This window comes from Geoanaerobacter pelophilus, from assembly GCF_018476885.1.
In the GTDB taxonomy this organism is placed as follows: domain Bacteria; phylum Desulfobacterota; class Desulfuromonadia; order Geobacterales; family DSM-12255; genus Geoanaerobacter; species Geoanaerobacter pelophilus.
In genome coordinates, this window is record NZ_JAHCVJ010000002.1 from 389664 (window position 1) to 415917 (window position 26254).

At 57.3% G+C, this 26254-nt stretch carries 24 protein-coding genes and 1 pseudogene; 21 read left to right on the forward strand and 4 right to left on the reverse strand.

Annotated elements, in window-relative coordinates; all coding sequences use genetic code 11:
* Positions 1-16 precede the first annotated feature (16 nt).
* Positions 17-916: a DnaJ C-terminal domain-containing protein gene (locus KI809_RS07230; RefSeq protein ID WP_214170862.1), complete on the reverse strand. Its 900-nt coding sequence runs from the start codon at positions 914-916 to the stop codon at positions 17-19.
* A gap of 158 nt (positions 917-1074) precedes the next feature.
* On the opposite strand from KI809_RS07230, the gene hemG reads away from it, so the two are divergent.
* The 3 genes from hemG to hemH are packed head-to-tail and all read left to right on the forward strand — an operon-like array spanning position 1075 to position 4320.
* Positions 1075-2484, forward strand: coding sequence for a protoporphyrinogen oxidase (gene hemG / locus KI809_RS07235; RefSeq protein ID WP_214170863.1), 1410 nt, complete (start codon positions 1075-1077; stop codon positions 2482-2484).
* Positions 2481-3308 carry an alpha/beta hydrolase gene (locus KI809_RS07240; RefSeq protein WP_214170864.1) on the forward strand — a complete coding sequence of 276 codons (828 nt, stop codon included), beginning with the start codon at positions 2481-2483 and terminating at the stop codon, positions 3306-3308. Before hemG ends, KI809_RS07240 begins: the two co-directional genes overlap by 4 nt.
* A gap of 52 nt (positions 3309-3360) precedes the next feature.
* The gene (gene hemH, locus KI809_RS07245) at positions 3361-4320 is read left to right on the forward strand and encodes a ferrochelatase (RefSeq protein WP_214170865.1); all 960 of its coding nucleotides are present in this window, start codon (positions 3361-3363) and stop codon (positions 4318-4320) included.
* Positions 4321-4357: 37 nt separating this feature from the next.
* Here hemH and KI809_RS07250 read toward each other — a convergent pair whose 3' ends face one another.
* Complete coding sequence (locus KI809_RS07250; RefSeq protein WP_214170866.1) at positions 4358-5254, reverse strand: protoglobin domain-containing protein; 897 nt, start codon at positions 5252-5254, stop codon at positions 4358-4360.
* 80 nt (positions 5255-5334) lie between these two features.
* Here KI809_RS07250 and KI809_RS07255 point away from each other — a divergent pair, with 80 nt between their 5' ends.
* From KI809_RS07255 to KI809_RS07295, 9 genes are all read left to right on the forward strand, one after another.
* Positions 5335-5508: a hypothetical protein gene (locus KI809_RS07255; protein WP_214170867.1), complete on the forward strand. Its 174-nt coding sequence runs from the start codon at positions 5335-5337 to the stop codon at positions 5506-5508.
* Between the two features lie 14 nt (positions 5509-5522).
* Complete coding sequence (locus KI809_RS07260) at positions 5523-6347, forward strand: AAA family ATPase (protein ID WP_214170868.1); 825 nt, start codon at positions 5523-5525, stop codon at positions 6345-6347.
* A gap of 115 nt (positions 6348-6462) precedes the next feature.
* Positions 6463-7470 carry an ABC transporter substrate-binding protein gene (locus KI809_RS07265; RefSeq protein ID WP_214170869.1) on the forward strand — a complete coding sequence of 336 codons (1008 nt, stop codon included), beginning with the start codon at positions 6463-6465 and terminating at the stop codon, positions 7468-7470.
* A 13-nt stretch (positions 7471-7483) separates the two neighbouring features.
* Complete coding sequence (locus KI809_RS07270; protein ID WP_214170870.1) at positions 7484-8494, forward strand: ABC transporter substrate-binding protein; 1011 nt, start codon at positions 7484-7486, stop codon at positions 8492-8494.
* Between the two features lie 13 nt (positions 8495-8507).
* Positions 8508-12527 carry a response regulator gene (locus KI809_RS07275; RefSeq protein ID WP_214170871.1) on the forward strand — a complete coding sequence of 1340 codons (4020 nt, stop codon included), beginning with the start codon at positions 8508-8510 and terminating at the stop codon, positions 12525-12527.
* On the forward strand, positions 12524-13438 hold the full coding sequence (locus KI809_RS07280) for a diguanylate cyclase (protein ID WP_214170872.1): 915 nt from the start codon (positions 12524-12526) through the stop codon (positions 13436-13438). Before KI809_RS07275 ends, KI809_RS07280 begins: the two co-directional genes overlap by 4 nt.
* Positions 13438-15402: a hypothetical protein gene (locus KI809_RS07285; protein ID WP_214170873.1), complete on the forward strand. Its 1965-nt coding sequence runs from the start codon at positions 13438-13440 to the stop codon at positions 15400-15402. The genes KI809_RS07280 and KI809_RS07285 overlap by 1 nt, the downstream gene beginning before the upstream one ends.
* A 42-nt stretch (positions 15403-15444) precedes the next feature.
* Positions 15445-16884, forward strand: a complete 1440-nt coding sequence (locus KI809_RS07290) for a sensor histidine kinase (protein ID WP_214170874.1) — start codon at positions 15445-15447, stop codon at positions 16882-16884.
* A 44-nt stretch (positions 16885-16928) separates the two neighbouring features.
* Positions 16929-17660: a glycine zipper family protein gene (locus tag KI809_RS07295; RefSeq protein ID WP_214170875.1), complete on the forward strand. Its 732-nt coding sequence runs from the start codon at positions 16929-16931 to the stop codon at positions 17658-17660.
* A 71-nt stretch (positions 17661-17731) separates the two neighbouring features.
* Here KI809_RS07295 and KI809_RS07300 read toward each other — a convergent pair whose 3' ends face one another.
* Positions 17732-19084, reverse strand: a complete 1353-nt coding sequence (locus KI809_RS07300; RefSeq protein WP_337833288.1) for an MATE family efflux transporter — start codon at positions 19082-19084, stop codon at positions 17732-17734.
* A gap of 29 nt (positions 19085-19113) precedes the next feature.
* A complete protein-coding gene (locus KI809_RS20690; protein WP_281416844.1) occupies positions 19114-19374 on the reverse strand; it encodes a GSU3128 family (seleno)protein in 261 nt (86 codons plus the stop codon).
* 184 nt (positions 19375-19558) lie between these two features.
* Here KI809_RS20690 and KI809_RS07305 point away from each other — a divergent pair, with 184 nt between their 5' ends.
* From KI809_RS07305 to KI809_RS07345, 9 genes and pseudogenes are all read left to right on the forward strand, one after another.
* Positions 19559-19972 (forward strand): CAP domain-containing protein, encoded by a 414-nt coding sequence (locus KI809_RS07305; RefSeq protein WP_214170877.1) that lies wholly within the window; start codon positions 19559-19561, stop codon positions 19970-19972.
* A gap of 32 nt (positions 19973-20004) precedes the next feature.
* Entirely contained in the window at positions 20005-20877 is an 873-nt protein-coding gene (dapA, locus tag KI809_RS07310) for a 4-hydroxy-tetrahydrodipicolinate synthase (protein WP_214170878.1), read from the forward strand.
* A 55-nt stretch (positions 20878-20932) separates the two neighbouring features.
* A complete protein-coding gene (dapB, locus tag KI809_RS07315) occupies positions 20933-21733 on the forward strand; it encodes a 4-hydroxy-tetrahydrodipicolinate reductase (RefSeq protein ID WP_214170879.1) in 801 nt (266 codons plus the stop codon).
* 60 nt (positions 21734-21793) lie between these two features.
* Positions 21794-23026 carry an LL-diaminopimelate aminotransferase gene (locus KI809_RS07320; protein ID WP_214170880.1) on the forward strand — a complete coding sequence of 411 codons (1233 nt, stop codon included), beginning with the start codon at positions 21794-21796 and terminating at the stop codon, positions 23024-23026.
* A 55-nt stretch (positions 23027-23081) separates the two neighbouring features.
* Positions 23082-24545: a hypothetical protein gene (locus KI809_RS07325; protein WP_214170881.1), complete on the forward strand. Its 1464-nt coding sequence runs from the start codon at positions 23082-23084 to the stop codon at positions 24543-24545.
* Between the two features lie 197 nt (positions 24546-24742).
* Entirely contained in the window at positions 24743-25105 is a 363-nt protein-coding gene (locus tag KI809_RS07330; RefSeq protein WP_214170882.1) for a hypothetical protein, read from the forward strand.
* A 166-nt stretch (positions 25106-25271) separates the two neighbouring features.
* A pseudogene (locus KI809_RS07335) lies at positions 25272-25406 on the forward strand (LL-diaminopimelate aminotransferase); the annotation flags it as partial.
* A gap of 63 nt (positions 25407-25469) precedes the next feature.
* Entirely contained in the window at positions 25470-25796 is a 327-nt protein-coding gene (locus KI809_RS07340) for a nucleotidyltransferase domain-containing protein (protein WP_214170883.1), read from the forward strand.
* The gene (locus KI809_RS07345; protein ID WP_214170884.1) at positions 25777-26160 is read left to right on the forward strand and encodes a HEPN domain-containing protein; all 384 of its coding nucleotides are present in this window, start codon (positions 25777-25779) and stop codon (positions 26158-26160) included. The genes KI809_RS07340 and KI809_RS07345 overlap by 20 nt, the downstream gene beginning before the upstream one ends.
* Positions 26161-26254 lie beyond the last annotated feature (94 nt).

Sequence of the window (26254 nt, forward strand, 5' to 3'; positions counted from 1 at the left end):
GCCGCGGCGCTACCGGCTACAGCCCTTGTTCGGCCAGTTTCTCCAGCAGCGACCGCTGCTCGGCGGCAAGACTTTCCGGAACCTTTACTCCGACCTTCACATAGAGGTCTCCCTTACCGGTGCTCCCCATATGCGGGAAACCGAGCCCTTTGAGGCGAATTTTGGTGCCGGGCTGGATACCGGCAGGAACCTTGATCCGCTTGGCGCCTTCAAGGGTGGGCACCTCAAGGGAACATCCAAGGGCCGCCTCGCTGAACCGGATCAAGCGTTCGGTCAAGATATCGTCACCCTCACGCGTAAACTGCGCATCGCTCCCCACCACGATGGTCAGGTAGATATCACCCTGGGCCCCTCCGCCGAACCCTTCGCCTCCTTTGCCCTGCAGCCGTAATCTCGAACCGTTTTCCACCCCGGCCGGCACTTTGACCACCAGCTCTTCCCGCTTGCCGTTCTTGGAAAATGCCACTTTCTTTTCAGCCCCAGAGTAGGCATCGCGAAACGAGACCTTCAGCTCCATGGTGAAATCTTCGCCCCGCTGGCGGCGCATTCCCGCACCTCTTCCCCCGCGCTGCTGCTGAAACCCTCCGCCACCACCGAAAATTCGCGAAAAAATATCCTCCGAACCGCCAATATCCCGGAACAGATCGTTGACATCGAACCCCCGGAAGATATCTTCCTGGCTGTATCTCTGGTGGAAGCCCGAAGAACCGAACTGGTCGTACTGGGCTTTTTTCTGGGGATCGGAAAGCACTGCATACGCCTCATTGATCTCCTTGAAGCGATCTTCGGCTGATTTGTCTCCCGGGTTCTTGTCCGGGTGAAACTTCACTGCCAGCTTGCGATACGCCTTTTTGATCTCATCCGGCGAAGCCCCTTTCTGGAGGCCGAGCGATTGGTAATAGTCATTGTCTGCCATTGATGCCGCTCCTTTCAATCTATACGATAGCAATCTAATCGCTTCTTCGCTGCCTGTCAATGAGCTGTATACCTTGACGTGATGCTGTGCTGCCGTTACTATTCTTTCTGTTCGTCATAATTTCCGGCTGAGTTTCGCCTCAATAAGGAGTCTGCTTCATGAAACGGGCAATAGTGGTTGGCGGGGGGATATCCGGGCTGGCAACAGCCTATCTGCTTGGAGAAAAGGCCAGGAGTGCCGGTCTAGAGCTCGAAGTAATGCTGTTGGAAAAAGAGAAGCGGACCGGCGGCAAGATCCTGAGCATCAAGGATAACGGTTTTCTCTGCGAATGGGGGCCGAACGGCTTTCTCGATAACAAGCCGCAGACCCTGGAGCTGTGCCGGCAAGCAGGCGCCGACAGCCAGCTGCTCAGGAGCAATGACAACGCCCGGAAGCGCTTCATCTTCTCCGAAGGGGTGCTGCACCGGCTGCCGGAGAACGGCCCCTCCTTTCTTGCCAGCAAGCTGATCTCCTGGCCCGGCAAACTGCGTCTTGCCATGGAACCGCTCATTCCCCAGTACCAGGGAGAAATAGACGAGACCCTGGCTGCCTTTGGCCGGCGCCGGCTGGGTGACGAGGCGCTCCGTAAGCTGATTGCTCCGATGGTCTCCGGCATCTTTGCCGGCGACCCGGAAACCATGTCGCTCAAGTCCTGTTTCCCGCGGATTGCCGAACTTGAGGCCCAATACGGCGGTTTGATCAAGGCGATGATCAAGCTGGCCAAGAAGAAAAAACAGGACATTGCCGAAGGCAAGGTGGTTGCCAGCGCTGCCGGCCCCGGCGGAGTACTGACCTCTTTCCGCGGCGGCATTCAAGATCTGACCGACATTCTGTCAGCGAGGATCGGCGAAGCAGCTGTCACCCTTGATGAACAGGTGGAAAAAGTTGCGAAAGGCTCGACTGCGCCATATCGTGTCATCAGCGACCGGGGAGAGTTGGAAGCCGATGCGGTGGTGCTGGCAACCCCGGCCTATGCCACTGCCGGGATGCTGCAAGGATTGGATGCCGGCATGGCCGCGCTGCTCAACGAGATCCCCTATGCAACCATGACCGTGGTCTGTTTCGGCTACCGCAGGGAAAGGATCAGCCGCGATCTGGACGGCTTCGGCTACCTGATCCCCAAGCAGGAAGGAAAGAACATCCTCGGCACCCTCTGGGATTCGAGCATCTTCGAGAATCGGGCACCGGAAGGGCATGTCCTGCTGAGAAGCATGATGGGCGGCGCCTGCTTCCCCGAGTATATCAACCTCCCGGACGAGGAGGTGCAGAAGCGGGTCCAGGCTGACCTGAAAACCATCATGGGGATCAACGAGCCGCCCGATTTCGTCAAGATCTTCCGCCATGAGAAGGCGATTCCCCAGTACACAGTTGGTCACGCCAAGCGGCTGGCCGGGCTCGAAGAGCAAGCAAAGGCCCATCCCGGCCTGATCCTGACCGGCAACTCCTACCGCGGCATCGGCCTCAACGATTGCGTGGCCGCAGCGCAACGAGCCAGCGACGAGGCGATTGAGCAGCTAAAGAATAGATGACTTCTACGCCGCCCCTCTTGAGGATGCTGGTTCTGGCCGCCGTTGCTTACGGCTGCTATGCCCTGCTCCTTTATTTGGGCCAGAGAACGATCATGTATCCCGGCCGGGGGATAAAGGTAGCGCCGGCCCCTCCCAAGAGCTCGCCGGAGCTGTCGGTTGCAAGGCTGGACACTGCTACAGGCAAGGTCGAGACTTGGTTCCTCCCGGCCAAAGGCATTCCGGCCGGGGCACGAAGCCCGGCCCTGCTCTTTTTCCACGGCAATGGCGAGGTAATCGATTTTCTCCCAGGCCAGGTGGAGGGGGTGCGCCGGCTCGGACTGCACGTCATGCTGGTGGAATACCCCGGTTACGGTAGATCGGAAGGGGCCCCCAGCGAAGAGAGTATAACTGCCGCGGCGGTTGCCGGGTATGATGCTCTTAGCAGCCGGCCCGACGTTGATCCGGCACGGATCATCGCCTTCGGCAGGTCGGTGGGCGGCGGCCCGGCCTGCGCCCTGAGCCGATACCGGCCACTGGCAGCACTGGTGCTGCAGTCCACCTTTACCTCGGCCCGCCCCTTTGCCAGAAGGTTCCTGCTGCCGGGGTTCATGGTGCGGGATGTTTTCGACAATCTGGCTGCGGTAAGGCGCTTTCCCGGCCCGATATTGCTGGCGCACGGCAGGCAGGACGACATCATCCCTTTCAGTCACGGCCTGGAGCTGTCCAAGGCAGGCAGAGAGGTCAAATTCATCGAATTCAACTGCAGCCACAACGACTGCCCGCCGGACCCGGATGCCTTCTGGCGGATGGCGGGAGAGTGGTTGAAACAGCGCAAGATTCTCTGAAAGAGGTGTGCTATAGTGCGCTCACTTCAATGCCGCACGATTCGAGGTCACAATGTCCGCTAAAACCGCAATTCTCCTGCTCCAAATGGGGGGGCCGGATTCCCTGGACGCAGTTGAGCCGTTTCTGCTCAATCTCTTTGCCGACCGGGACATCATCAAGATCGGCCCGGCGTTTCTCCAGCCGCTTATCGCCCGGTTTATCGTCAGGCGCCGCGCTCCGCGAGTGATGGAAAACTATCGCCAGATCGGCGGCAAATCGCCACTCAGGGAGCTTACCGACGCCCAGGCAAAGGCCCTAGAAGAGAAGCTCGGCCCGGATTACCGCTGCTTCGTGGCCATGCGCTACTGGCACCCCTCAACCCTGGAGGCCTTGGCGGCAATCAGGAAAGAGGGGATTTCGCGGGTGATCGCCCTGTCCCTCTACCCCCACTATTCCCGCGCCACTACCGGTTCGAGCATCAACGAGCTGAACAAGGTATTGCAGGCAGCCGGGGTCCAGTTCGAGGTCAGCTACATCGACAGCTTTTATAACCACCCGCTCTACATTCAGGCATTGGCAGAGAAGATCGAAACCGGGCTGGCCGGTTTTGCTGACCGCTCGCAGGTGGAACTACTCTTCTCCGCCCATTCGCTGCCCCAGTCGTTTATCGATGACGGTGACCCTTACCTGTCCCATATCGAAGAAACAGTCAGGCTCGTGATGGAACGGTTTGAGAAGGTTTCGTACCACCTCGCTTTCCAGTCGCGGGCCGGGCCGGTGAAGTGGCTGGAACCGTCCACTGACGAGATGGTCAAGCACCTCGCGGCCCATGGCTGCAAGAACATGCTGATGGTGCCGCTCTCTTTTGTTTCGGACCATATCGAGACCCTGCACGAGATCGACATCGAATACGGCAGCGAGGCGCGACAGCTCGGCATTACCGATTTCCGGCGTACCGAGTCCCTCAACAGCTCACCGCTGTTTATCGAATGTCTGGCGGATCTGGTGCAGCAGGAGGGGAATAAGAGCTAAACGGGGCGCAACGGTTGCGCGTTTGCGCCCCGTTTAGCTAGGCGCGGATCTTCTGACTCTTGGCCACCAGGAAGTAGACGACACCGAGGATCAGCAAGGTGCCTGCCAGGAAGGCCTGGGTGGTCAGTTCATCGCGGCGCAGAGTGGAGATGAGGATCTCACGGATCAGGGCAACAATGATGACGCCGATGAACACCAGGATGTTGAAGTGCCCGCCCTTCAGGTTCTTGATCTCGTTGTCCATCAGTTCGATCATCATCCAGAGGATGAGCAGCGAGCCAAGGGCCGAGAGAATCCCTTTCTCGACATCGCCCCGGAAGATATGCAGGATGTCCCAGGAAAACAGGGCCACCACGGAGATGGAGACCCCGGCCAGGGCGACCACCAGGATCAGGTTGAGGCCGTAGGTAAAGCGTTCGGCAACGGTAATCAGCTTCGACTCCAGGCGGTGCGAGACAAAGACCTTGTTCAGCGCCTCTTCCTGGTAGGAAGCACTGAGGATGTCAAGGTTGATATCGATGATCTTTTCCGCCGCATTCCGATAGCTGCGCCGTACCTTCACTTCGGGATAATGTTCCTGGAGCAGTTCGATGACAAAGTGCCGGACAATGTTCATGGAGGCGTTGACAAAATGGGCATTGAGGCCGGCCCGGACATGGGCGAGTCCGACCCGCTGCAAAGCATGAAGATACTGATTGTCGTACCTGCCGGAAAAGAGTTCGACAAACCAGCTTTTCAGGGTGGCCTTCAGCCGCTCCAGCTTGGCATCATCCTTCAACAGCTCAGAGGTTTCCGGAATGCCCAGCAGGTAATCGTAGAAAAGGGCCGTCATCCGCTCCTGGTTGTCAATGATCAGCGGCTGCAACGACTTGAGAAGAACGGCGTCTTCCTCGGTAAAGAAGTAATGGGCCTTGATGTCATTCATGGTCAGCATATCAGTAGTACTCCTGTTTTTTTCTGACCACTATAGGACCAATTTGGTCCTTTTGCAACAATGTAAACGGATTAATGGCTATGAAACGATGCAGTATCTGTCACGCAGAATATGATGAGGCGGCTGATGACTCGCTCTTTGCTGAGGCCGGGGAGTGGCTTTCCGAGGAGTTCTGGCAGGACGCCGGCGAACTCTGCCGACAGTGCCTGGAAAATCGGGCAAAACTGGCTATGATGTATGTTATTGACCGGTAAGACAGGAGTCGCTCATGGAACGGATCACGCTGGACGGAATTGCACTCACCCTGGCCAACCCGGTTGAGTTGCCGCTGAAATGGGTGGGCCAGACCGAACTGCTCAAGCAGTTGCTGGCAGCCTGGATGGTCATTGACGAACGAGATATCCCGTTCAGCCCGCGACTGATCGGCAAACCCGGGGTGGGCAAAACAACCCTTGCCTATGCCGCGGCCCGGCACCTGGAGCGGCCGGTGTATCTGTTTCAGGCGACCATGGATACCAGGCCGGAAGATCTCATCGTTTCGCCGGTGGTCGGGCCGGATGCCAAGATTCAATATGCCGGGTCATCGCTGGTTTCGGCCATGCTCAAGGGGGGCGTGCTGATCCTCGACGAGGGAAACCGGATGAGCGAGAAGGCCTGGGCCTCACTGGCGCCGCTGCTCGACGACCGAAGGTATGTGGAATCGATCATAACCGGACTGCGCATTCAGGCCCATCCGGATTTCCGTTTTGTCGTTACCATGAACGAGGACGCCTCGACCTTCGATATCCCGGAATACATCCATTCCCGATTGCAGCCCCAGATATACATCGATTTTCCGGATGCTGACGAGGAGCTGCAGATCCTCAAGGAAAATCTGCCGTTTGCCGGCACCAGAATCCTCAAATATGTGGTGGATTTTCTCCAGCGGGCTCATGCTGCGGATGAGCTTTATTCGGTTCGTGACGGAATCAACATCGCCCGCTATGCCCTGAAAATGATGCACGCGACTGGCAAGGAGCCGCAGGAGCTTTTCCCTTTGGCAGTGGAAAGGATTCTCGGTGAGGAGTCGCTGCGCTATATCCGTCCGGGATAAGCCCACCCTGTCTCTCAGCCTGCCTGATTCCAGCCTCTAGCTTTTCTCTCCGCCACATGGTTGTAACCTCGGAATCACTTGTTAAAATCTAACAATTCCATACAGAGGAGTTGCCATGACCGGCTTAAAAGGCGCTGCGATCCTAATCACTGCAATCTTCGCAGGCTTTCTCTTGGGCTGTACCCAAAATCCACCAGGGCAGGGAGCTGAATCAAAGGCTACCCCAGCGACTGAACCGCTCAAGATCTGTACCGGCACCACCTACAGCATCCTGGTCACCATTGCCGAGCAAAAAGGGTTGTTTGCCAAAGAGGGGCTGAAGGTCGAGCTGAAGCCGTATGCCCTTGGCAGGGATGCGATGGAAGCAATGCTTGCTGGAAACTGCGATATTGCCACATCAGCAGATACCCCGGTGGCCGATTTCGGTACCAAACGGGATGACCTGAGAATCATAACCGGCATAGCCAAGTCGGACCGTTTGAGCGCTATCGTCTCCTGGAAGAATGCCGAAGTCCACAAGGTAAGAGACATGAAAGGGCTGCGCATAGGGGTTACCAAAGGCACGGCACCCCATTTTTTTCTCGATCTGGTCCTGAACAAGAACCGGATGACGGAAAAAGATGTGCAGCTCCAGTTCATGAAGGGCAATGAACTCCACCAGGCGTTTCTTGAGCGCAAGCTTGACGCTATCGTGACCACGGATATGAACGCCTACAGCCTGAAGGAAAAGTTTGGCAATGAAGTCGTTGTCGTAGACGATCCGGGCATTGTCCTGAATCACGGCTATCTCACGGTATTGGACGCAACACTGCAAAAGAAGAAGGGTGACATCAATCGGATGATGGCGGCCCTGACAAAAGCAGAACTGATGTTGAACGAAAAACCTGAAGAGGCCAAACAGCTTTTCAGTGCCTACCTGAAGACTTCGCCGGCGATTTCAGAGCAAATATGGGAAAACATAACCCCGAAACTGTCGCTCGATGCGGCAATGGTGCTCACTCTCGAAGACAATGCCAGATGGCTCAGGGAGCGAGAGGGCGGCAAGGCTGTCAACAAGAGCTTCAAGTCGATCATGGTGCCGGAAATGCTGCAGAAGGTGTCGCCGCAAAGTGTCAATTTTTGAGTGGAGGCAAACCTTGCGAACTATTCTCACCTCGGGTAAAGGGAGCATGCTGGTCCTGGCAGCCCTCTTATTGTCGTTTATCGCCGGCTGTAGCCGCAATGAGCCGGCCCCTCCTGTTAAACAGCGCCCGTTCAAGATTTGCCAAGGGGGGATTCTGGCAACATTGCCATTGATTGCCAAGGAAAAAGGATTCTTCCGGGAAGAGGGGATAGCCGCAGAAATTGAACTGGTTGGCGATGGCAAGGCTGCCATGGGTAAATTCCTGAACGGGCAATGCGATGCCAGCCTGACCGGAGAATTCCCATTAGTACGCCAGAGTTTCGACCGCGATGACATTGTCATCATTGCCACTCTTGCTTCCTCGGACAATGGAATCAAGGTTGTGGCACGCCGCGACCAAGGGATTAATGAACTGGGCGATCTGGCTGGCAAGCGGATTGGCGTGTCAAAAGGGACAATTTCAGGTTTTTTCCTCGACCAGTTCCTGAAAAAGAACCATATTCCTGCTGACCGGATAACAATTCTCGACATTTCCCATGCAGAAATTACCGATGCGCTGAAGCGCGGCGAAATTGATGCCTTTGCCGGCTCTGACATTGCCTACCTCAAGGGAAAACAGGCGATCCCTGATCAGCAAAGGGTGGTCTTCACCGAGCCGGGGCTTACCAACCATGCTGCCTGCCTCGTGGTCAGGAAAGAGTGGCTGGCCGCCAACCCAGGGGTTGCGCACAGCGTATTGAAGGCATTGCTGCGAGCCGAAAAAGAGCTCAGCCAGAATTCGGAAGAGCTGACCAAAATGCTGTCCCAGAAGCTGAACATCCGGCATGACGACCTGAAAAGCATCATTGCGGAACAGCATAACAAGGTAACACTGGATCAGGTCCTGCTGCTGGCCTTGGAAGACGAAGCCCGGTGGATGAGAGAAAATGGGGTTGTGAAGACTAAAGCACTTCCCAATTATCTCCGGTTTCTTGATCCGTCAGTGTTAAAAGGGATTGATCCCTCGGCAGTGAAACTAAAATAGCGGGACATATTTCATGCAGATTCGCACAAAGCTCAAGATAATTGCCGTTGTTCCGGTGTTCATTCTCCTCTGCTCTTCCGTGGCCCAATATTGGGTGTCACGGGAGGTAGACAGGCTGAATTACCGGGCAATCCGTTCCGATGAAATCCAGAAACTCTTTTCCGACCTGACCATTCTCACCCATGAATATTACATCTATTCGGAACTACGCGCCCATGAGCAGTGGCAGGCCACCTACCGGACCATTGGCCAGAAAATGACCGAGAGCGGGCCGGTATTCAAAACACCTGAGGACAAACGGATCATCAGGGAAGTGACCCACCACTACAAGACCATCGGCTATCTTTTCAACCAGTATGGTCCCCACACCAAAGAGTTTGGTCCCCAGAACCGGGATGCAACCTGGAAGCGGTTCTCCGATCGGCTGACCAGCCGCCTGCTCCAGGAACTCCAGACTGTATCCCCCCTGCTGACCAATCTGCACGACATCAACCATAGCCAGGCAGAAACACGGGCACAGCGGCTGGATTACCTGGAATTGTTGTTCCTGCTGGCGATCTCATTAAGCGTGCCGGTTACCTCCTGGCTTGTCTATCGGGCATTTGCTCAGCCGGTCCAGAAATTCCGATCCGGCATTGAGATCATGGCCCAGGGAGATCTTGAACACAGGATCGGACTGGCGCCGACTGACGAGATCGGCGAACTGGCTGTGGCCTTTGACCAGATGGCAGAACAGCGGCACGCTGACGATGAGCGTCTGCGGCACAACAAAGATGTCTTCGAGTCATTGTACCGCTTGTCGCAAATGATCAGCGGCCCTGATGACAAGCTCAAGAATTTTGCCCTCGAAGAAGCAGTACGTCTGACCGGAAGTATGATCGGCTATATCTATTTTCTGAATGAGGACGAGACGCTGCTGAATCTCCATGCCTGGTCCAAAGATGTTATGCCTCAATGCATGGTGGTCGATCCACAGACTCTCTACAAAGTTTCTGATGTCGGCATCTGGGGTGAAGCCATCCGTCAGCGCCGCCCAATGATCTTTAATGATTATATGGCAGCGAATCCCCTCAAGAAAGGGCTTCCCGAAGGGCATGTGGCGTTGGTCAATCACATGAACGTGCCGCTGTTCGATGGCGAACGGATCGTGCTGCTTGCTGGCGTTTCCAACAAGAAAACCGGTTATAGCGATGAGGATATTTCCGTTGTCACCCTGATAATGGACGCCATGTGGCGCATTGTACGCAAAAAAGAGGCTGAGCATTTCCTGGTGCAGATGAATGAAAGGCTGGAGCAGCGGGTACAGGAGCGGACAGAAGAGCTGTCGCAACTGACCAGGAACTTGACCACAGAGAATGAAGAACGTAAAAAGGCAGAAGCTCAGGTAATGGAGTCGATGAACTACTACCTGACCATTTTGCAACGGGCACCGGCCCTGATCTGGCGCGCTGGCACCGACACCTTGTGCGACTGGTTCAACGAGAGCTGGCTCCTGTTCACTGGCAGGCCCATTGAACAGGAGTTGGGCAACGGCTGGGCGGAAGGCGTCCATCCAGACGATTTCGACCACTGCCTCAAAATTTACCTTGAAGCCTTCAACAGCCGGGAACCGTTCGAGATGGAGTACCGGCTACGGCGCCACGATGGCGCCTTTCGCTGGCTTATCGATTTCGGCAGACCCAATTTCTCGCCGACCGGGGAGTTCCTGGGTTATATTGGCTACTGCTTCGACATTGAAGAGCGTAAAATCCTGGAGCAGGAGCTTATCAGCGCCACAGTCGCCGCAGAAAGTGCCAACCGGGCCAAGAGCGAGTTTCTGGCCAACATGAGTCACGAAATCCGGACTCCGATGAATGCCATTATCGGACTCGGCCACCTGGCGCTCCAGACTGAAATGACCCCCAAGCAGCGCGACTACCTGACCAAGATCCACTCTTCCGCCCAATCGCTGCTCGGCATCATCAATGACATCCTGGATTTTTCCAAGATCGAATCCGGCAAGCTGGTGCTGGAATCGGTCGAATTCCGCTTGCCCGACCTGCTGGACAACCTTGCCGACATCATCACGGTCTGGGCTGAAGCCAAGGGGCTTGAAGTCCTCTACGCCGTTGACCCGCGGATCCCGCCACTGCTGAAAGGCGATCCATTAAGGCTCACCCAGGTCCTGGGCAATCTGCTCAACAACGCGGTAAAGTTTACTGAACATGGCGAGGTGGTCCTGCAGGTATCGGTCGAAGAGCTTCGGGAACACGAAGATGATGTCTCTCTCCTCTTTTCGGTCCGGGACAGCGGCATCGGCATGACGGAAGAAGAACGGCTCCGGCTCTTTCAGCCATTCACCCAGGCCGATAGCTCAACTACCCGCAAGTTCGGTGGCACCGGGCTGGGGCTCTCGATCTGCAGTCGGCTGGTGGAGCTCATGGGGGGGAATATCTGGGTGGAGAGCGTTCCGCAGCAAGGGAGTTGCTTCTATTTCACCCTGACCCTGAAACGCGCCGGCGAGCATCCGGCACTTATTGAAGAACCGTTCCCGTTGCGCGACATGCGGGTGCTGGTGGTTGACGACAACGTGTCTGCCAGGGAGATCCTGCAGCAGGAACTGACCATTCATGGCTTCAGGGTCACGGCAGTCGCTTCCGGAGAAGAGGGGCTAACAGAGCTGCTTGCTGCTTCCGGCGAGGATGGCGACCCTTACCGGCTGGTGCTTATGGACTGGTTCATGCCGGGAATGGACGGCCTGGAAACGGTGGAACGGATCAGGCGCGAGCAGTTAATCGACGCGCTGCCCGTGGTGGTCATGGTCTCGGCATTCGGCAATGAAGATATCCGCCAGAAGGCCCGAGAGCTTGATGTTAAGGATTTCCTGGCAAAGCCGTTTCATCCGCAACGGCTCTATCGCTCCATCTGCAGGGCAATGGGTTACGGCAACGAACTGTTGCAGCACGATGCCGAACGGGACAGCGAAACATCGGAAAAGCTCTCTGGGCTCGAAGGGATGCGGGTGCTTGTGGTCGAAGACCATGCCGTGAACCGCCTCTTTGCCAAGGAAGTGTTGAAGAATGTCGGCGTGATTACAGAAATAGCGGTCGACGGCAAGGAGGCGGTGGCTGCCGTGAACCAGGCTGACCCCCAGTTCGATGCCGTGCTTATGGATATCCAGATGCCGGTCATGGATGGCTACGAAGCCACCAGAATGATCCGGGAGACCCATGGCCTGGAAAGCCTGCCGATCATTGCCATGACTGCCCATGCCCTGGTCGAGGAAAAGGAGCGCTGTTTGAAAGCAGGGATGAATGGTCATATTGCCAAGCCGATCGATGTCATGGAACTGTATGCCACCCTGCTCCGGTTCGCCGCTGCGGTCGAACGGCCGCAGGAAGGACGTAAAGAAGGACTGGCCCGGCATTATGGCGGCTTGCCGGCCCTGCCCGGGATCAACCTGGAAGCCTGGTTCGCCAGGGTCGGCCAGAATATCGAACTGTTTCGATCGATCCTTGCTGATTTCGCCGGCGGCTATAAAGGCACTGCAGCAGCCATCCGCGAAGCGCTGGAAAGCGGTGACCGGGATGCGGCGCTGCGACTGATCCACGGGCTCAAGGGGGTGTCCGGCAATATTGCCGCCGAAAAACTCTACGACACCACCAAAATGCTGGAAGACGTCATCCAGCGGAATACGGGAGAAGATGTTAACTGGCTTATTGATAAGCTGGAGCGGTACCTTGGCGAAGTCATCGAAACTGCCGAAAAGTTCTCATCTACCGCCACCGGTCTCCAGATTCAGGTAAACAACGGTGATATCTCCAGTGAAGGGTTAGTGCCGGTCATCAATGAACTGGCCCATCTGCTGAAGCTGCAAGACCTCCAGGCAATCCGGCCATGCACGGCTCTCTGCACCCTGCTGGCGCACGGCGAGACCAACGCTAAAGGGCTAGCCATCATGGAACATGTCAAGAGGCTCGATTTCAGGCTCGCCCTCTCGTTACTGGAGCAACTGGCTGCGGCACTGCAGATTCGGATCGAGGAGAAGGAATGAAGACAGTCAATGAGCTCCCCAAAGTGCTGGTGGTTGATGATGCCCCGATCAATATCCAACTCCTCAATGATGCCTTGCAGGAGAACCACCGGGTATTTTTTGCCACCAACGGCAAGGATGCCCTCAAGATTGCGGCCACCTCGCTCCCGGACCTAATCCTGCTGGACATCATGATGCCTGACATGGACGGCTACGAAGTCTGCAGAAAATTCAAGGCTGATCCGCTGCTCAAGGACATCCCGATCATCTTTATCACTGCCATGTCCCAACAGGAGGATGAGTCGTCAGGGCTTGAGCTTGGGGCCGTCGACTATATCACCAAACCGTTCAATCCCTCCATCGTCCGGCTCAGGGTCCGGAACCAGCTGGAGCTGAAACGCCAGCGCGACCTCCTGGGGCGGCTCTCCTGCATGGACGGACTCACGGGACTCCACAACCGCCGAGGTTTCGACGAATTCATTGACAGGGAATGGCGCCGGGCGATCCGCAACCGGAGTCCCATGTCCATCATCATGATCGATATCGATCATTTCAAGGATTACAACGATGCTTACGGCCACCTTGCTGGTGACGACTGCCTGAAACGGGTCGCTTATCTGCTGGAGGCCTCACTGGAACGACCCGCAGATTTCATCGCCCGCTATGGTGGTGAGGAATTCATCTGTGTTCTCCCGGATACGGAGATGCCGGGGACTCTGGTCCTGGCGGAAAAACTCCGGCTGGCCATCGAATCAGCTGCCATCCCCCATCAGTTCTCCATGGTTGCCCCATGCGTCACCATCAGCTTGGGAGCAATAAGCGAGATCCCTAGCCCGGCTTCAGACTCAAAAGAACTGCTCAATCGGGCCGACAAGCTGCTCTACCTGGCAAAGCGCAAGGGGCGCAACCAGGTGGCAGGCGATCAGGGCTAATGCCTCACCGCCTGCATCTGGAACAGTTCGGCCCGGTCCACGCCCTGCCGATTCTCCATTACCGGATGGAGTTTGCCCATCTGGTGCGCCAGGCCATCGACCGGGTCAAGCCGGACTGCATTGCCATTGAACTCCCTGACACTATAGAAGAGCAATTTATCCGGGGGGTACGCCGGCTGCCCGAAATTTCCGTTGTTTGGTACGATCTCAAGGGAAACGGCGGCACCCAGACGGCGTATCTGCTCATCGAACCGGCAGATCCGTTGGTGGAGGGAGCCCGGCTGGCATTGGAGCGGCAGATCCCGCTCCAGCTGATCGACCTGGATGTCGAACAGTATCCTGAGCACCACGACCTGCTGCCGGACTCCTACGCCGTGCACCGAATCGGCCTGGCGCCGTACTACCTTCAGTACTGCTGCGCGACTGCTACGACAACGCCGTCCACTATCGACCGGCGCCGGGAAGCGGGCATGGCCTGGCGGCTGCAGCAGTTGGCGAAAAATCATGAGCGGATCCTGCTGCTCTGCGGCATGTCGCACCTGGAGCGCCTGCGAACCGAGTTTTCCCTGCCGCAGACCCAGCCGCTGACACGCAGCCGCCGTTCCGGGGTCAATATCGCCAATCTCCACCCTGATTCGTGTCGTGAGATCCTCGGAGAGTTTCCGTTCATCTCTTCAATCTACGAGCTGCGGCGCAGCAAGCTCCCCCCGGAACCGGCCGCAGAAGAGGGGTCTCTGCGCAAGCGCTACAAGATGCTCGAACTGATCAATGGCGGCAAAACCGAAGTCTCCGAGGAAAGCATCCTGCGCCGGGCGCTTGAACGGACAGCACTCCATGTCGGGGCAGAAGGAGAGATGCCGGATCGGCAACGGATCCAGCTGAGGCTGTTCCAGGAAACGGCAAAGCACTACAAACAGGAGACCGGGGAACCGGTCCATATCTGGCAGAAACGCACTTTTTTCCGGTTTGCCCGCAACTACGCCGCGCTTTCGGGCCGGCTGCTGCCCGATCTGTTCCAGCTGCTGGCCAGCGCCAGGGGGTGTGTGGATGATAATTTCGCCTTTGCCTTCTGCCGCCTGGCGACCTTTTATCCCTGGCAGCGCGAGGACTCGGAGCTGCCGAACATCAGGCTTTCCCCGGAGGATGTCTGGGGCGGCAGCCGTCTGATCAGGTTTCGCCCCCGGCAGCAGCGACTCGGCAAGGGGTTGTCGCCGCTGCAGTTCCTCAAGCGAAAACGGGAAAAGCATCCGGGCGACTGGCTGAAAGGGTTTGACAACGCTTCCATCTGCTCCTTCCCGCCGGAAGACCTGGCAATCGAGGATTATGGCCGTTTTCTAAAGAAAAAGGGGGCCAAGCAGCTGTCCGAGGAGCAATGGCGGGTTGAGCCGCTGACCTCGTCGTTGCTCGACGGCATCGACATGCGCGAGACCCTGCGCAATATCCATGAGGGGAAGATCTACGTCAAAGAGCAGCAGCGGGTCAAAGGGGGCGTCGGCAGCGTGGTGGTGATCTTTGATCACGACCGTGACGGCACCAGGTTTCCCTATATGATGACCTGGCTCGGCGAGCATGACCAGGAATCTGACATGGCCTTCTACGCCACCCCGCCGGCCGACAATGTAGCCGGCCCCGGCATCTGCCGCTGTGAATACGGCGGCTTCATGCTTTCCTATCCGCCGATGCGCATGCACGACGTATGGCGCGATCCCGACTATGCCTTTGCCCGCGGCAAACACGAACTGCTGTTACTGGCAGCCCTTGATTACACCATCGACCCCCACGTGGTCTACGTTGCGCCGCGTCCGCCGCGCAGTATTTTCAGGCAGATAGCCGCCCGTATGGGAAAGAAAATCGTTTTTATGCCACTCGGCAGCCTCTCCCCGGTCAAGCTGAAAGCTATCCGGGTCCTGCATATTCTCTATGGCCATGACAAGCGAGAGATTGCGAAGGAGTATATTTGGTGATATCGTGCATGCTCGATTGATATCCGGCATAGGTAAGGTCCAATGAACGCTCCTCCCTGGCTCTTCGACATCGACCCGGCAGCAATTTCCCTTCAAGTGCTGCTCCCTGCCGTTACTTGGGCAATCCTGATATTTGTCGCTTACCGCGAATGGCAGGCCAGAAGAAGACTGGCAGAAGAGATCCGGGAACGGATGCAGGTCGAACAGGCCCTGCAGCGCCGGAGCCGCTACCTGAAGGCCCTGTCAGAGGTGAACCAGCTGCTGCTGTCTAACCCCGGCTATCGCGAGGCTTACGAGGAGATCCTGCGCCAGTTGGGATTGGCGGCCAATGCCAGCCGGGTCTATATCTTTGAAAATCACCCCGGCGAAGAGGGGCAGGTGCTGACCAGCCAACGCGCCGAATGGTGCGCCCCCGGTATAGAGCCACAGATAGACAACCAGTCTCTGCAGCGGGTGCAGATGGAATACTCGCCCTGCAAGCGCTGGATGCCGATCCTGCATCAGGGCAAGCCGGTAACCGGCAAAATCGGCGAGCTCTCGCAGGAAGAACGAGAATTCCTGGAGTCGCAACAGATCAGGAGTATTCTGATCCTGCCGATGCAGGTCAATGGTTCGCTGTTCGGCTTTGTCGGATTCGACCAGTGTGACCGGGAGCGGGACTGGGAAGATTCCGAGATTTATTTTCTTCGGTCTGCGGCCATCACCCTCTGCCAGCATATTGAGCGCAAGCAGGCCCTTGACGAAATCGCCTATCAGCACCAGCGGCTCGAAGAGCGGGTCAAGAGCAGAACCGCCCAGCTTGAGCTGGCCAACGAAGAGCTGGAAGCGTTCTGTTATACGGTATCGCACGACCTGCGCGGCCCGCTTACCGGAATCCGCGGCTTCAGCCAGCTGCTCCTCGACGAGCTGGAGGCTTCTGCATGCACCGAGCGCGATTATATCCTCCGAGTGCTCGACATCACCGACCGGACCCTCCAGCTGATCGACGACCTGCTGAGCCTGTCACGCGCGGCGCGGACCGAACTGCAGTGCGCTAGCGTGGACCTGAGCGAAATTGCACAGACCGTCGCGGCAGAACTGCAACTGCAGTATCCGCAGCGCAAGGTTGTTTTCAACATTCAAGAGCAGATGACGGCAGCTGGCGACGAAGGGCTGCTCAAAGCGGTGGTGCAGAACCTCATCCACAACTCCTGGAAATACACCTCCAAAAAACCGATGGCAGAGATCAGTTTCGGCTCTTCCCGGATTGACGGCGAGACCGTCTATCATGTCAGGGACAATGGCGCCGGGTTCCGCATGGAGTACGTTGACCGGCTTTTCCAGGCCTTCAGCAGACTGCATACCGCCCACGAGTTTCCAGGGACCGGTGTCGGCCTGGCCACGGTGCGGCGCATCGTGCAACGCCATGGCGGCCGGGTCTGGGCTGAGGGCGAGGTCGATAAGGGCGCCAGCTTTTATTTCACCCTGTCGGCTTTAAGTTGATATAATGTTCATATAAAATTGGGTAACGGGAGAGGAGAAAATCCATGCGCAACAAGCTAATGTCGCTCATTATTCTGACTGTTTTCGTGATATCCGGGTGCACCACCTACAAAACCCAGTACGCCGGGTTCCGCCCGCCGGAAGATTACATGAACAATCAGGTGATAAACGGAATTTCCATCGGTGGCGAGGCGTATGCAAATGCGGATGCAGCTGAAACCGCGTTCGGCTTTGATATCAAGGGGGCTGGACTCCTGCCGGTACAGCTGGTGTTGAACAACAACAGCGGTTCCAGCCTGGAAGTGGTTGCCAACCAGACCTTTCTGGTGGATGACACCGGCAAGTACTGGACGCTTATCCCTACCGGAGTGGCGATCGAGCGGCTTGAGCAATCAACGCAGCTGGCCTCCTTCTTCGGTAAAGGAGCCGGCAAGGGAGCATTGATCGGCGCTGCGGCCGGTTCGGTAATTGGCGCTGCCCTGGGAATAGTCTCCGGCTCTAATGTCGGTTCAGCCCTCGGCAAGGGTGCCGCACTGGGCGCAGCCGGTGGTGCGATCTTCGGCGGAGTAAAAGAAGGGACCTCATCGGATCGCGAATACCGGATAACCGATGACTTGCGGGCCAAGAGCCTGGAAGGCAAGGTTATTCCGGCCAGTCATCTTGCCAACGGTTTTCTCTTTTTCCCGGGTGAAGCCGACTCTGCCAAGTCTATCCGGCTGCAGTTGCGGGATAAAGAGAGCGACCGGATCATCCCGGTTGTCCTCAGGTTGAAATAGCCCGGCTTCCACAGACAACGCAATAAAAAGGGGCGCAAGCCCCTTTTATTGTTTGTGCCGCAAAGCAAACCTCAGATAATGACCTGGTGCAGGTCCCGCTTCTGATAACGCCACCAGAAAGCGATCGACCGGAACAGCCAATCCACCAGGAATACCCCCCAGACCACATACAGCGACCAATGCAGCAGCTCGGCAGCGATATAGGCGAGCAACACCCGGATTCCCCACATGGCAAACAGGGTCACCAGGAAGACGTAATGGGTGTCGCCGGTGCCGCGCAGGCTCCCGGCATAGACAAACGATATGGCCAGCGGCACCTGGGCAAAAGCGACCAGCCGCAGGAAAACGCACCCCTTTTCAATGACCGCCGGATCGTGGGTGAACAGTTTGATCAGTGGCGCCGGGGCAAAGAAAAAGAGCAGCGCCATGATCGACATGACGATGATTGCCAGGCGTAGCGCCTCGCGGTGCCCTATCTTTGCCCGGCGGAACTTGCGCGCACCGAGCGACTGCCCCATCAGGGTGGCCGCCGCGATCCCCATGCCGGCCCCGGGCATGAACGAGAGCGATTCTATGGACAACCCGATCTGGTGAGCGGCATAGGCAGCCGTGCCGTAGGAGATGATGAACTTGGAATAGAACAGCTGCCCCGACTGCTGGGCGATCCGTTCCAGAGCCACCGGATAGCCGACATGCCAGATCCGCTTGAACAGCTCCAGGCTCGGGATGCCGATCTTGAGGTAACGCCGCCGGAACGCCTGGAACAACAGGAAGGTAAAGCCAAAGCACTCGGAGATATTGATGGCATAGGCTGCGCCGATCACCTCCATCCGCGGGAAACCCAGTTTGCCGTAGATCAGCGGCCAGGCAATCAGGACATGGAGGATATTGACCAGGATGATCGCCACCATCGGGGTCCGGGTGTCGCCGTTGCCATGCATGATGGCGGAGAGGATATTCAACCCGGCAGTAAAGCCGAACCAGAGAAAGACCAGCCTGATGTAGCTGTCGCCGAAGCGGATGATCTCGTCGTTGGCGCCGAGGAATCTCGCCAGGTCGGTGCCGAACAGATACCCGAGCAGCGATGCCACGATTGCCATGACGCCGCAGGCAACGAACGCGGCGAACGCCGCCCGCTTCCCCTCCCTGCGCCGGCCGGCCCCCCATAAATGGGCAATAACTACGGTGGTGCCGGTCGCCAGCCCCCAGAACACCGTCATAGTGACGAAGACCAGCAGTTGCCCCAGCCCGGTGGCTGCTATGGCGGCAGCGCCCAGTCCGCCCACCAGGAAGATATCGACAATGGAGACCAGTCGTTGAAACAGCGATGACAGGAGTACTGGCAGGGAGAGATTGATGACGTTGCGTCTGATGGAGACGGGGCGGCGCCGCTTCAGGTGGCCGCCCCGATTTTCGGTTGTCACTGGATCAGTCATTATCCGCTATTATCAGGTCAGGGTGATTTCAAATCAAGCTCGTCGAACATGCTGAGGGCAAAATTTTTCGCCCGGCCGGATGGAGCGATGATGCCGTAGGCCATGGCCTCCTTCAGTTCCGCCTCGGTTGCTCCTGCCTCCTTCGCGACCGCGAAGTGTTTCTTCAGTCAGGTGGGGCAGCCGACCGCCACGGCGCAACCGACCCGGATCAACTCGCGGGTCCGGGTATCGAGCACCTCCTCGTACTCGTAATCAAGGATTTTCTTGCGGATCTTCATGGCTCTCCCCCTTTCGGTAAAACTGCCGAAAATCTTTACTTTTCCCGTGCCTTATGATACACAAAAACACTTTTATCGCATACAGCCCTGTTTGGCAACTTTTCAGATAATATGCGACATAAGATCCGGAGGGATAAGCACTGAACCCAATATGCTTATCGGGCAAGGTTTGATGGATACGCTCTTGACAAGGGCCTTGCCGGCCATCCTGCTGATGCTGCTGCTGGCAGGACCGGCACTGGCCGGTACCTACGAAGATGACCTGCTGGCACTGATTAACAAGTATCGGGCGGAACACCGGCTCAAGCCGCTCACCATGCGCCCGACTTACGTCAACCTGGCGTATGAAGAAAGCCTGGCGATGCGCAAGGTCGGCCGCATGAGCCATGACGGTTTTCCTGCCAGCTTCCGGAAAGCAACGGCAACCGGTGCCAACAGCTGCGTAGAAAACGTGGCCTGGAATTTTTCAACAGCCCATGGCCTGTTTAAAGGCTGGCAAAAGTCGCCTGAACACGACCGGAACATGCGCGACCCGGCAATCACCGGCGCCGGCATTGCCAAGGTCGGACCATACATAACCTTTATTGCCTGTTACTGAACATTACCCTATCCTTTAAGAGGAGGAAGATCATGTTTAAAGGAAGCATCGTCGCCATAGTCACCCCGTTCAACAACGGCCAGGTAGATTTTGAAAAGCTCCGCGAGCTGGTCGAGTTCCAGATTGAAGGCGGCACCGACGCCATCGTGCCGTGCGGCACCACCGGCGAGGCCTCCACCCTCGATTACGATGAGCATATGGAGGTGATCAAGACGGTCATCGCCCAGGTGAAGAAGCGGGTCCCGGTCATTGCTGGCACCGGCTCCAACTCCACTGCCGAAGCGATCGAGCTGTCACAGAAGGCCAAAGAAGCCGGCGCTGACGGCGTGCTGCTGGTGACCCCTTATTACAACAAGCCGACCCAGGAAGGGCTGGTGCGCCACTACACGGCAATAGCCAACGCCGTAGCGATCCCCCAGATCCTCTACAACGTACCGGGCCGCACCGGGGTCAACATGCTCCCCGAGACCGTAGCCAGGATTGCTGTGCACAAGAACGTCGTTGCCATCAAGGAAGCCACCGGCTCGCTGCAGCAGGCGTCCGAGGTGCTGGCACTCTGTGGCGACCAGATCGACGTCCTCTCCGGTGACGACTTCATCACCTTCCCGATGATGGCCTGCGGCGCCAAAGGGGTCATTTCGGTACTGGCCAACATCATGCCCAAGACCGTCGGCGACCTGACCGATGCCTTCTTTGCCGGAGACCTGGCCAAGGCCCGCCAGCTGCACCTGGATACGCTCAAGATCGGCAACGCCATGTTCATCGAGAGCAACCCGATCCCGGTGAAGACCGCTCTGGGTCTGATGGGCAAATGCTCCGCAGAAGTTCGTCTGCCGCTGTGCGAAATGGGCGCGGCCAACAAAGAAAAGCTTACGGCCATCATGAAGGAATATAAACTGATCTGATATTGCTCTGGGCGATTCCAAGAATCGCCCTACGAATTCATACGTGAGGCATGACATGATTAAAGTAGCTGTTTGCGGTGCCGCCGGCCGCATGGGTCAGAGAATCATCGTAGCGGTCAAGGAGGCAGGTTGCCAGATTTCCGGGGCACTGGAACGGCCCGGTCACGAGCAGATCGGCCAGGATGCCGGAGTGATCGCCGGTTGCGGCCCCCTGGGCGTTGCCATCACCGACGACCTCAATGCCGTGGTCGAGGGGTGCGACGTGCTGATTGACTTCACTACCCCCAAGGTGTCGCTCAAGAACCTGGAAGTCTGTAGCCTCAAGAAAAAATCGATCGTCATTGGCTCCACCGGCTTCACCCCGGAAGAACGGGCCCTGGCAGCAGAACTGGCCCGGGAGATCCCGGCAGTGCTCGCCCCCAACATGAGCGTCGGGGTCAATGTCTGCTTCAAAGTACTGAAAGACGTGGCCACGATCCTGGGCGACGACTTCGACGTCGAGATCGTCGAACTGCATCACAACAAGAAAAAAGACTCACCGTCAGGAACTGCCGTGCGCATGGGTGAGGTCGTCGCCGAAGCGCTGGGACGGGACTATAACAAGGTGGCTAACTACCACCGCGAAGGGATCTGCGGCGAACGGACCAAGGAAGAGATCGGCATGCAGACCGTGCGCGGCGGCGACATCGTCGGCGAGCACACCGTCTACTTCATCGGCCAAGGAGAGCGGATCGAGATCTCCCACCGCGCCATGACCCGTGACATGTTTTCCCGCGGCTCGGCCCGTGCCGCCAAGTGGGTGGTGGGCCAAAAACCTGGGTTGTATGACATGCAGGACGTATTAGGATTAAAATAATTGATCTGGGCGGCTCAGGCCGCCCTAACTTTATAGACTACGTTTGGAGGATTTTTTCGAATGGCAAAAATCAACGATCACTACCTTAAGTTAAAAGCTGGCTACCTGTTCCCGGAGATCGGCCGCCGCGTGCGCGAGTTCAGCGCTGCCAACCCACAAGCCAAGGTAATCCGGCTCGGTATCGGCGACGTCACCCGTCCGCTGGCCCCGGCTGTATTGAAGGCATTCCACGCAGCAGTGGACGATCTCGGCACCACCGACCAGTTTGCCGGTTACGGCCCGGAGCAGGGGTATGACTGGCTGATCAACGCCATCATCGAAAAGTCGTACAAGCCGCTCGGCGTCAGCTTAAAGACCGAGGAGATGTTCATCTCCGACGGCTCCAAATGCGACTGCGCCAACATCCTCGACATCTTTGCCCTGGACAACGTGGTGGCCATCGGCGACCCGGTCTACCCGGTGTACAACGACACCAACGTCATGATCGGCCGCACCGGCGAGGCAGACGACAAAGGGTACTACCAGAACATCGTCTACATGCCGTGCAACGAGGCCAACGGCTTCATCCCGTCGCTGCCGACCCAGAAGGTGGACATCATTTACCTCTGCTTCCCCAACAACCCGACCGGCACCGTGGCCAGCAAGGCTGAGCTGAAGAAGTGGGTCGATTACGCCAATGCCAATGACGCGATCATCTTCTTTGACGCTGCCTACGAGGCGTTCATCACCAACCCGGAGATCCCGCATTCCATCTACGAGATCGAAGGGGCCAAGAAGTGCGCCATCGAGTTCCGCTCCTTCTCCAAGACCGCCGGCTTCACCGGCGTCCGCTGCGGCCTGGTGGTCGTGCCGGAAGAGGTTATGGGCACCACCAGCACTGGCGAGAAGTACAGCTTCAACAAGCTCTGGCTGCGCCGCACCACCACCAAGTTTAACGGCGCCTCCTACCCGGTTCAGCGCGCTGCCGAAGCGGTCTACAGCGACGAAGGGTGGAAGCAGACCAAGGAGATCATCGACTACTACATGGAGAATGCCCGCATCATCCGCGAAGGGCTGACCGCAGCCGGCGTCACCTGCTACGGCGGCGTAGATGCTCCCTACATCTGGCTCAAGACCCCGGGCGGCATGAGCAGCTGGGACTTCTTCGACAAGCTCTTGAACGAATGCAACGTGGTCGGGACGCCGGGAAGCGGCTTCGGCCCCAGCGGCGAAGGGTTCTTCCGGCTGTCGGCCTTCGGCCATCGCGAAAATGTGATTGAGGCGGTGGAGAGGATCAAAAAGAATTTGAAATAGCATTATCTGAAGGGCGGCCGATGAGGCCGCCCTTCCTGCTTAGGAAACAGATCAGATGGCAATAAACGTTGGTAGACAATCCCGACTGGTTTATGATCTCTCCTGGCTGGCGCTGTTCATCGTCCTGGCGGCAGCGTTGCAAGCTGCTGTTCCCTTCCCGGTGGACAGCGACACTGTCTACCACTTCGTGGTCGGACGGCTGATTGCCCAACATGGACTCCTGCACGCTTTCCCTTGGACCGAATTCAGCTGGCTGGCCGACCACTATGCCGACAAGGAACTGCTCTTCCACCTCCTGTTCGTCCCATTGCAGTCCTTCGACCTGGTTACGGCGAGCCGGATCGTCGGCACCGGCAGCACCGCGGCATTGCTCTTTGCTCTCTATCTGGTGCTGGATCGGGAGGGGGTGCGACAGGCCGGACTCTGGGCGATCCTGCCGCTAGTTGCCTCCAGCATCTTCCTGGTCCGTATGGCGGTGGTCCGCCCTTATGTTCTGGCGATAGCCCTGGTGCTCATCATGCTGCACTCAGCGGCACGACAGCGGCTCCCGGCCTTGGCGCTGGCGGCGCTGGCCTTCCCCTGGATCTACGTGGCGTTCTGGCAGCTGCCACTGATCGTACTCACCTGCACTGCCATGGCGCAGTTGCTAACCGGCAAGCAGCTCCGTTGGCAGCCCGCTGCGGTAGTCCTGGCAGGCATCCTCACAGGAGTGGCCATTCACCCCAACGCCGCCCACCTCTTCGGCGTCAGCTGGGTCAACATGACCGAAATGCTGGTCAATAACACCTGGGGCGGGCATGACAAGCTGATCATGGGCGCGGAACTGCTGCCGTTCTCCCTGAGGCAATGGAGTGTCTGGCTGATGGTAGTTTCGGTGTTGGGAGCTGTCGGGTGCGTCATCGCCTGGCGCCAACGGCGGCAGGGTGACGAAATACTGACCTCCTTCGCCCTGGCCACTGCCGGGTTCGCCCTGCTCACCGTCACCTCCGGCAAATTCGCCGAGTACTTCGTGCCGCTGGCCGTCGCCACCATGGCGCTGGCCTCCCGCCGGATCTCTTATCCCCGGCTGCTGCCGATGGTGTTCGCGCTGTCGCTTGCCTACACCCTGCTCTGCAGCCGACAGACCCTGGCCACCCTGACCTCGCAACAGGATGACCTCCCGCAGGCCCTGGTAAAGACCATGCGCGATACGATCCCGCCGGGGGCGCATATTTTCAGCCACGAATGGGACCGGACCGGCCGCTTCATGCTGGATCTACCCGACCGGTACTTTATGGTGGCCCTGGATCCAACATTCTTCTCAGTGCGGCACCCGGCGCTGTACGATCTCTGGAGACAGCTCGAAACACAGACCCCTATCGATGCTGCTGCCATAATCCGGAGCCGATTTGGCGCCGATTTCCTGATCAACCGCTATGAGCCCAAGTATTACCCGCTGCTCTACCGCCTGGAATCGTCACCCGGCGTGCGAATCCTCTATGCCGACAATGACTGGGTGCTGGTCGATCTGGGGAGATGAACCTAGCGGGATAAAAGCGACCCAAAGGCCGCCTTTGCTGTTTACTTAATTTGTCCCTTGGGGAACTCCAGCTCCTGCCGCTCTTCCATCCCTCCCCGGAATTCCCCTGTCCCTTGCGAGGATGTAAAATATATGTTAAAGCCGAAGTGACTGAAAAGATGGGAACAAACGATGGGCAGGGGATTGGGGGACTGAACATGTCCGACGATAAACTGGCACGACTGCTGCGTCGATTTGCCGCAGCAGCCACGGCGCACCACAAGGCGATGGAAGCGATGAACGAAAAAGGCGCTGCCACCCATGCGCGGGTGATTTCCGGGTTATACGGGTCAATCATCGGCGAGGGTGAAGTCGGCAGAGAGGCACTGCTGGCATTGGTTGACGATGCCAACCCAGTTGTGGCCGGAATGGCGGCGGTCTATTCGATCCACTACAACAGCGAACCCTGCTTGGCGGTGTTGAGACGAATTGCGCTCGAATCAGGGTTGCTGGGGTTTCGGGCCGGGGCGGCGGTGGAGCGATGGAAGAGCGGAGAGTGGGCGTCTCCGGAAGACGATTGAGGCTCATGCACCAATGTTCCCCTAACCGGGTTTTCAGCGTTCACCCCACTCATCTGCGGTTACCAAAAAGGTTTTCAGGTGTTACGGCAGTGCTTCATTGACTTTTTGTGTATATTTTAATACTGTTGCGGCGGGCGCAAGCATGAAATCTTCTCTCTTCGACAATCACAGTCTCGAGTGCAACGTGGTCGGCACCACCGGCTTCGGCCCCAGCGGCGAAGGCTTCTTCCGGCTGTCGGCCTTCGGCCATCGCGAGAATGTGATTGAGGCGGTGGAACGAATTAAAAAGAATCTCAAGTAGATAGAAAGGGCGCCCGTTGCGGCGCCCTTTCTTTTGTGGTATTAGCATAGCAGGAGAACCGATATGGCTATAGTATCGTTCAGCGACATACAGCAGTTCGCAGCGGATGTGGCGCGCGAGTTTTCGCCCGAGAAGGTGATCCTGTTCGGTTCCTATGCCGTTGGCAGCGCCAGGGAAGAGTCGGATGTGGATCTGTTGGTGGTGATGCCGGGTGAGGATTCGGGAGCACGGGTTGCCGCAGATATAATCACCCGCCTGAAGCCGACCTTGCCGGTTGAACTCATAGTCCGCTCATCACGGCAGATCCGAGAACGCTTGGCCATGAACGATTTTTTCCTGCGGGAAATCGTAACCACGGGGAAGGAGCTGTATGCAGCCCCTCACCATTGAGTGGATACAAAAGGCGGAGGGAGATCTGGCAACAGCGCATCGCGAGTTACGAGCCAGAACGGCTCCAAACTATGATGCTGCCTGCTTCCACGCCCAGCAATGCGCCGAGAAATATCTGAAAGCGTTGTTGCAAGAAACAGAAAAGCCCTTCGGTAAAACCCACAATCTTTCCTTGTTGCTTGATCTGTTGAAAGAGCGTTATCCAACCCTTGAATTGATAAGACCGACACTGGCAATCCTTAATGCCTATTCCGTTGAATACCGCTATCCGGGCGAATCAGCAGACAAAGAAGTTGCGCGCAAAGCAGTAAAGCTGGCGGAGGAAGCGAAACTGGCAGTATTGGGGGAGATGTCGAAGAAGTGATATTTTGAATTAGTAAACTTGTTGGTGGATTCAGTTCAGATGATTGTGAAGGGAATTAAGTAAACTGTCCCCAGAATTGGTCCAAATCAAAATT

Bases quoted from the DNA above. Each gene is read 5' to 3' on its own strand.
- KI809_RS07230 (WP_214170862.1), bottom strand. From the start codon at position 916: ATGGCAGACAATGACTATTACCAATCGCTCGGCCTCCAGAAAGGGGCT.
- hemG (WP_214170863.1), top strand. From the start codon at position 1,075: ATGAAACGGGCAATAGTGGTTGGCGGGGGGATATCCGGGCTGGCAACA.
- KI809_RS07240 (WP_214170864.1), top strand. From the start codon at position 2,481: ATGACTTCTACGCCGCCCCTCTTGAGGATGCTGGTTCTGGCCGCCGTT.
- hemH (WP_214170865.1), top strand. From the start codon at position 3,361: ATGTCCGCTAAAACCGCAATTCTCCTGCTCCAAATGGGGGGGCCGGAT.
- KI809_RS07250 (WP_214170866.1), bottom strand. From the start codon at position 5,254: ATGCTGACCATGAATGACATCAAGGCCCATTACTTCTTTACCGAGGAA.
- KI809_RS07255 (WP_214170867.1), top strand. From the start codon at position 5,335: ATGAAACGATGCAGTATCTGTCACGCAGAATATGATGAGGCGGCTGAT.
- KI809_RS07260 (WP_214170868.1), top strand. From the start codon at position 5,523: ATGGAACGGATCACGCTGGACGGAATTGCACTCACCCTGGCCAACCCG.
- KI809_RS07265 (WP_214170869.1), top strand. From the start codon at position 6,463: ATGACCGGCTTAAAAGGCGCTGCGATCCTAATCACTGCAATCTTCGCA.
- KI809_RS07275 (WP_214170871.1), top strand. From the start codon at position 8,508: ATGCAGATTCGCACAAAGCTCAAGATAATTGCCGTTGTTCCGGTGTTC.
- KI809_RS07280 (WP_214170872.1), top strand. From the start codon at position 12,524: ATGAAGACAGTCAATGAGCTCCCCAAAGTGCTGGTGGTTGATGATGCC.
- KI809_RS07285 (WP_214170873.1), top strand. From the start codon at position 13,438: ATGCCTCACCGCCTGCATCTGGAACAGTTCGGCCCGGTCCACGCCCTG.
- KI809_RS07290 (WP_214170874.1), top strand. From the start codon at position 15,445: ATGAACGCTCCTCCCTGGCTCTTCGACATCGACCCGGCAGCAATTTCC.
- KI809_RS07295 (WP_214170875.1), top strand. From the start codon at position 16,929: ATGCGCAACAAGCTAATGTCGCTCATTATTCTGACTGTTTTCGTGATA.
- dapA (WP_214170878.1), top strand. From the start codon at position 20,005: ATGTTTAAAGGAAGCATCGTCGCCATAGTCACCCCGTTCAACAACGGC.
- dapB (WP_214170879.1), top strand. From the start codon at position 20,933: ATGATTAAAGTAGCTGTTTGCGGTGCCGCCGGCCGCATGGGTCAGAGA.
- KI809_RS07320 (WP_214170880.1), top strand. From the start codon at position 21,794: ATGGCAAAAATCAACGATCACTACCTTAAGTTAAAAGCTGGCTACCTG.
- KI809_RS07325 (WP_214170881.1), top strand. From the start codon at position 23,082: ATGGCAATAAACGTTGGTAGACAATCCCGACTGGTTTATGATCTCTCC.
- KI809_RS07330 (WP_214170882.1), top strand. From the start codon at position 24,743: ATGTCCGACGATAAACTGGCACGACTGCTGCGTCGATTTGCCGCAGCA.
- KI809_RS07340 (WP_214170883.1), top strand. From the start codon at position 25,470: ATGGCTATAGTATCGTTCAGCGACATACAGCAGTTCGCAGCGGATGTG.
- KI809_RS07345 (WP_214170884.1), top strand. From the start codon at position 25,777: ATGCAGCCCCTCACCATTGAGTGGATACAAAAGGCGGAGGGAGATCTG.